This window comes from Methanospirillum sp. (assembly GCF_035560735.1).
GTDB lineage: Archaea > Halobacteriota > Methanomicrobia > Methanomicrobiales > Methanospirillaceae > Methanospirillum.
Window position 1 is genome coordinate 1 of record NZ_DATMYY010000051.1, and the last position, 5,119, is coordinate 5,119.

General features: G+C 44.7%; 5 protein-coding genes. All 5 read left to right on the top strand.

Annotated elements, in window-relative coordinates; translation table 11 throughout:
- On the top strand, positions 1–1,624 hold a 1,624-nt coding region (locus VN429_RS01340; protein WP_325628977.1), incomplete at its 5' end, for an ABC transporter substrate-binding protein.
- A 53-nt stretch (positions 1,625–1,677) separates the two neighbouring features.
- Positions 1,678–2,625, top strand: a complete 948-nt coding sequence (locus VN429_RS01345) for an ABC transporter permease (RefSeq protein WP_325628979.1) — start codon at positions 1,678–1,680, stop codon at positions 2,623–2,625.
- Positions 2,618–3,529: an ABC transporter permease gene (locus VN429_RS01350; protein ID WP_325628981.1), complete on the top strand. Its 912-nt coding sequence runs from the start codon at positions 2,618–2,620 to the stop codon at positions 3,527–3,529. The genes VN429_RS01345 and VN429_RS01350 overlap by 8 nt, the downstream gene beginning before the upstream one ends.
- Entirely contained in the window at positions 3,526–4,470 is a 945-nt protein-coding gene (locus VN429_RS01355; RefSeq protein ID WP_325628983.1) for an ABC transporter ATP-binding protein, read from the top strand. The genes VN429_RS01350 and VN429_RS01355 overlap by 4 nt, the downstream gene beginning before the upstream one ends.
- Positions 4,446–5,119: ABC transporter ATP-binding protein (locus tag VN429_RS01360; protein ID WP_325628988.1), on the top strand; the 674-nt coding region annotated here is incomplete at its 3' end. The genes VN429_RS01355 and VN429_RS01360, both read left to right, overlap by 25 nt.

Genomic DNA, 5,119 nt, shown 5'->3' on the forward strand with positions numbered 1-5,119 from the left:
TGAAATTCAGGTGAATAATTTGAAGTTTTTACATGTACTTACAATCTCGTTACTGATTCTGCTTATTGCAGGTGTCTTCATGACAGGCTGCACAAGCACTGACAAGAGCAGTTCATCAAATATTTCTGCCCCCAATGTAACAGGAACACAAACGGGGTCAGGATCTGATAAGCTTCTGAAATTTGGTGAGCTCTGGCTCATCACGGGATATGATCCTGCTAACAGCGGAGTTTTCATAACTGAAAAGGCGATCGTGACCGAAAGCCTGGTTGGTGCAACGCAGGACTTCCAGCTTGTCCCTCTTCTGGCAACATCATGGAACCAGACCGCTCCGACGATCTGGCAGTTCAAGATCAGGGATGGTGTCAAATTCCATAACGGGCAGCCATTAACTGCCAAAGAAGTCAAGTTTTCACTTGACCGGGCCGCTAACGTCAGTGCACAGAACCGGCAGTACATGGATTACAAATCCAGTAAGGTTGTAGACGATCATACCATCGAGATCGAGACAAACAAGCCAAATCCAATTCTGCCACACGCTCTCCATTACCCGAATATGGCAATCATCCATCCTGATTCATTAAATGCACAGGGTAATTTTACAAAGCCAATCGGAACAGGACCTATGGTCTTTGACTCGTTTGACCAGCAGACCCGGACATTTACTGTCAAAAAGAATCCAAATTACTGGAATGGACCTGTAAACTTATCAGGCATGGTTATCACCGGTATTCCTGATTCAAATGCCCGTTCACTTTCAATTGAAAAGGGAGAGGTAGACTTTACTGTTGATGTTCCGATGAACGAAGTGAAGAGACTTGATGCACTTCCGGGAATCAATGTTAAAACTTACCTGACGCCAAGAGTCTACCGGTTTGTTGTAAACTTTAACAGAACTCCACTCCAGGATAAGCGTGTCCGACAGGCAATTTCACTCGGAATCAATAGGACAGACATCGTTGAAAATGTCCTCTATGGGGTGGGAGCACCTGCAAAAGGTATCTTTATCCCACAGATGGAATGGTCAAACAAGAACCTTGATGTGCTGCCATATGATCCAGAAAAAGCAAAACAACTTCTGAAAGATGCTGGATATGAGGATACCAATGGCGACGGTATTGTCGAGAAAGAAGGAAAACCGTTCACCATTGATATCGTATCTGCACAGGAGAGGCCGGGTCTTCCACCAATGGCTGAAGCAATCGGTGCATCACTACGAAAGATCGGAATCGATACCAAGGTCGAAGTGATGGCAAGTGCAGCTTCTTCTGATCGGCAGAAGGCAATGAATTATGATCTCATCATGAGTCCGTCTAACATTGCTATGATCCCTGATCCATCCTATGTGATTGAGACCTGGTACCGCTCAGATGGCTCTTCTAACAGTGGTAAGTATGTCAATACTTCTCTTGATGCCCTCATCGATGATGCAAAGCAGACCATTGATAAAAAGGAGAGGTATGCCAAGTTCAATGCTCTTGAAGCACAGGTATACGACGATATGATCTGTATTCCGATTGCAGATTATGGAGTTACCATTGCACAGAAAGATTCAGTCAAAGGGTATACGTTTGATCCAACTGCCCATGACCTCAGAATGGACGCAAATATGACTGTCGGGTGAGGAGCTGGAATTGAGACTGAACATTACATCTCTTCTTTTTTTAAGGTGATATTATGCACCATTATATTCTAAAACGATTGTTTTTTTTGGTGCTCACAATTTTTGCTGCATCAATTCTTGCATTTCTTCTGCTCCATGCAGTTCCCGGAGGATCAGCCGAAACTATAGCACGTCATACCCTGGTTGGCCTTGAGGATGATGTGTCTGCACAGATGATTACCGAAGTTTCTGCAAAGTATAATCTTGTTGATCCACTCTGGAAACAGTATAGCGACTGGCTTGGTGGCGTTCTTTTAAAAGGAGATCTTGGAACTTCGTTTATCTACTTTGACACACCTGTTTTGAGTCTGATATCACTTGCAATTGTGCCCACTATGATCCTGGCAGGTGCCAGTATGGCCATTGTGATATGTATCGGAATACCTCTTGGAATTTATTCAGCAATTCATGAAGGTAAAACAAGTGATATCGTCATACGAATCGCTACAGTTTTTAGTATCTCATTTCCATCATTCTGGGTTGCACTCATCCTGATTCTCGTCTTCTCCTTAACACTTGGGTGGCTGCCGGTTACCGGGTATGGATCTATTCAAAACCTTATTCTGCCTGCAATTGCACTGGCTCTTCATCCTACTGCTGTTATCATCAGGATTGTCAGGACAAGTATGCTTGAGACTCTTGGGCAGGAGTATATCACGTATACGATAGCAAAAGGGCTCTCATTCAGGCAGATCATATGGAATCATGCGGTAAAAAACGCACTCATTCCAGTAATAACTCTGCTGGGCCTGTACTTCGGTCATCTTCTTGCCGGAACGGTAATAATTGAGAATATTTTTGCATGGCCAGGTATCGGGAAGTTACTGGTTGATGCAGTATTTTCTCATGATATCCCGGTTGTTACCTCCTGTATCGTAGTGATTGTAACTATCTTTCTTACAGTCAACCTGGGAGTTGATCTCCTGTATCATGTTATAGATCCGAGGATCCGTTATGAGTGAAGATGTTGTTGTTGTTCCAAAGATTAAGAAATATCCAAAGACCCGGACTATTTCTGATTCGCATACCCGGTTGATTCATGAGATTATCAAGCGTCCCGCTTTTATTGTCTCGCTTGCCTGCATTCTCATCCTTGTTGCTATCGCCATATGTGCACCATATATCGCACCATATGATCCTAACGACACTGATCTGCCGAACAAAAATCTGGGAATTTCTTCATCGCATGTATGGGGAACAGATTACCTGGGCAGGGATCTCTTTAGCAGGACAATCTGGGGCACCCGGACATCCCTGATTATTGCATTTACAACAGTAGGCTGTGCATTTTTTGCCGGAGCATTGATCGGGTGTATGGCAGCATTCTATGGTGGAATCGTTGACGAGGTTCTCTCCCGGTGTATTGACCTGTTTCTGGCATTTCCCGGTATCATCTTCTCACTGGCACTTCTCGGACTAATCGGGCCTGGAATTCCAAATATGGTGCTCGCACTTACGCTCTCTCAATGGGCAGTGTTTGCACGGCTTATGAGGGGAGATGTTCTCTCGATTACTAACCTTGAGTATATTCAGAGTGCAAAGACCGGTGGCCTTCCAAACAGCAGGATTATTCTAAAGCATCTTATTCCAAATGCCATCATGCCGGTTCTGATTCTTGCAACTCTTGAGGTTGGATCAGTTATATTATCAACAGCGGGTCTCAGTTTCCTTGGACTTGGCATTCCTCCGGAGATTCCGGAATGGGGATCGATGATAGGAGCAGGGAAAGAATTTTTGAGAACCGCCCCGCTTAATGTCATAGTCCCGGGCCTTGCAATTACTGTCGTTGTGATGATATTCAACGTGTTTGGAGAAGGACTGCGTGACATTCTTGATGTTCATGAAGAGCCGGTAATACCCTCATGACACTTCTTGACGTTCAGGGGCTCAATGTCAGATTTCCAACCGGAGACGGGGAGGTTCATGCATCACGTGATGTATCATTCTCACTAGATACTGGAGAAGTATTGGGTCTAGTCGGAGAGACTGGATCAGGAAAATCGGTCATAGGTCAGGCAGTCATTAAGATTCTTCCGTCAAATGCAGAGGTCACAGGTGAGATCACATTTGATGGGAAAAACCTCAATTCTTTATCTGATAAAGCCATGCATCATCTGCGTGGCAGATCGATTTCTTTGGTTCCACAAAACCCATCTGGGTCTCTTGATCCGGTGACCCGGAACGGTGAGCAGATCTCAGAAGTTGTTGGAGATCACTGCAAAAACAGAAACGAGATCGTTACCCGGGTTCATGCCCTTCTCTCATCTGTTGGTCTTGTCCCAGCTGCAAGGATTGCAGAGGAGTTTCCTCATCAGCTCTCGGGAGGAATGAGGCAGCGACTGACTACAAGTATTGCAGTTTCTGAAAAACCACGTCTCATTATTGCTGATGAACCAACAAAGGGGCTTGATTTCAGGGCTCGTGCGATGACAGCAACTGTTCTTTCTGATGTTCAGAAACAGAATGAGTGTTCTCTTCTTTTGATAACACATGATCTGGATCTTGCCGAGATGCTCTGCGCAAGAATTGCTGTAATTTATGCAGGAGAGATCGTTGAGATTGCTCCGGTATCACGTATCTTTTCTTCTCCCAGGCATCCATATACACGAGCTCTGATCCAGGCAATCCCGAAAAACGGTTTAATTCCAATCGCGGGTCAGAGTCCAAGCCTTCTTGATCTTCCTGCAGGATGTTCGTTTGCTGACAGGTGTGAGTATTGTTCTGATGTCTGCAGAATGAAACACCCAGACCTATTGAATGAATCAATAATTGGAGGTGTGAGATGTCATCACCCGTTCTCGAACTAAAGGATCTTTCAAAGTCGTACGGTCATGGAAATGTCTTCTCAAATGTCTCATTTACCGTACTGGAATCAGAATCGGTCGGTCTTTTTGGTGAAAGCGGGTCAGGGAAGACAACTCTTGGCAGATGTATCATGCAGCTTGAACAGCAGAGTTCAGGAACCATTCTGCTTGATGCAGTAAATCCCAGAAAACTATCTGGGAAAAAACTCAGAGAGTCCAGACAGTCATACCAGATGATCTTTCAGCATCCTGAGGTCTCGCTCAACCCAAAGATGACTCTCGCTGAAAGTGTCACCGAACTTCTGATAGTTCATAAGAAATTACGTTTTGATGAGGCGATGGAGACAATACAACCGCTTATTTCACGGGTTGGACTTCGTGATGAGCATCTTGCACGCTATCCACATCAGCTTTCAGGCGGAGAAGTACAACGTGCGGTTCTAGCCCGGATCTTCTCTCTGAAACCAAAACTTGTGATTGCTGATGAAGCAACATCGATGCTTGATGTATCAGTTCAGGCCCAGGTTCTGCGTCTTATGAAAGATCTTCAAAAAGAGACCGGGGTCGCGTATGTTTTTATCTCACATGACCCTGATGTGATCTCTGCAATGTGCAACCAAATCTTTTGGATAACAAAGGAGAGGAACAAATT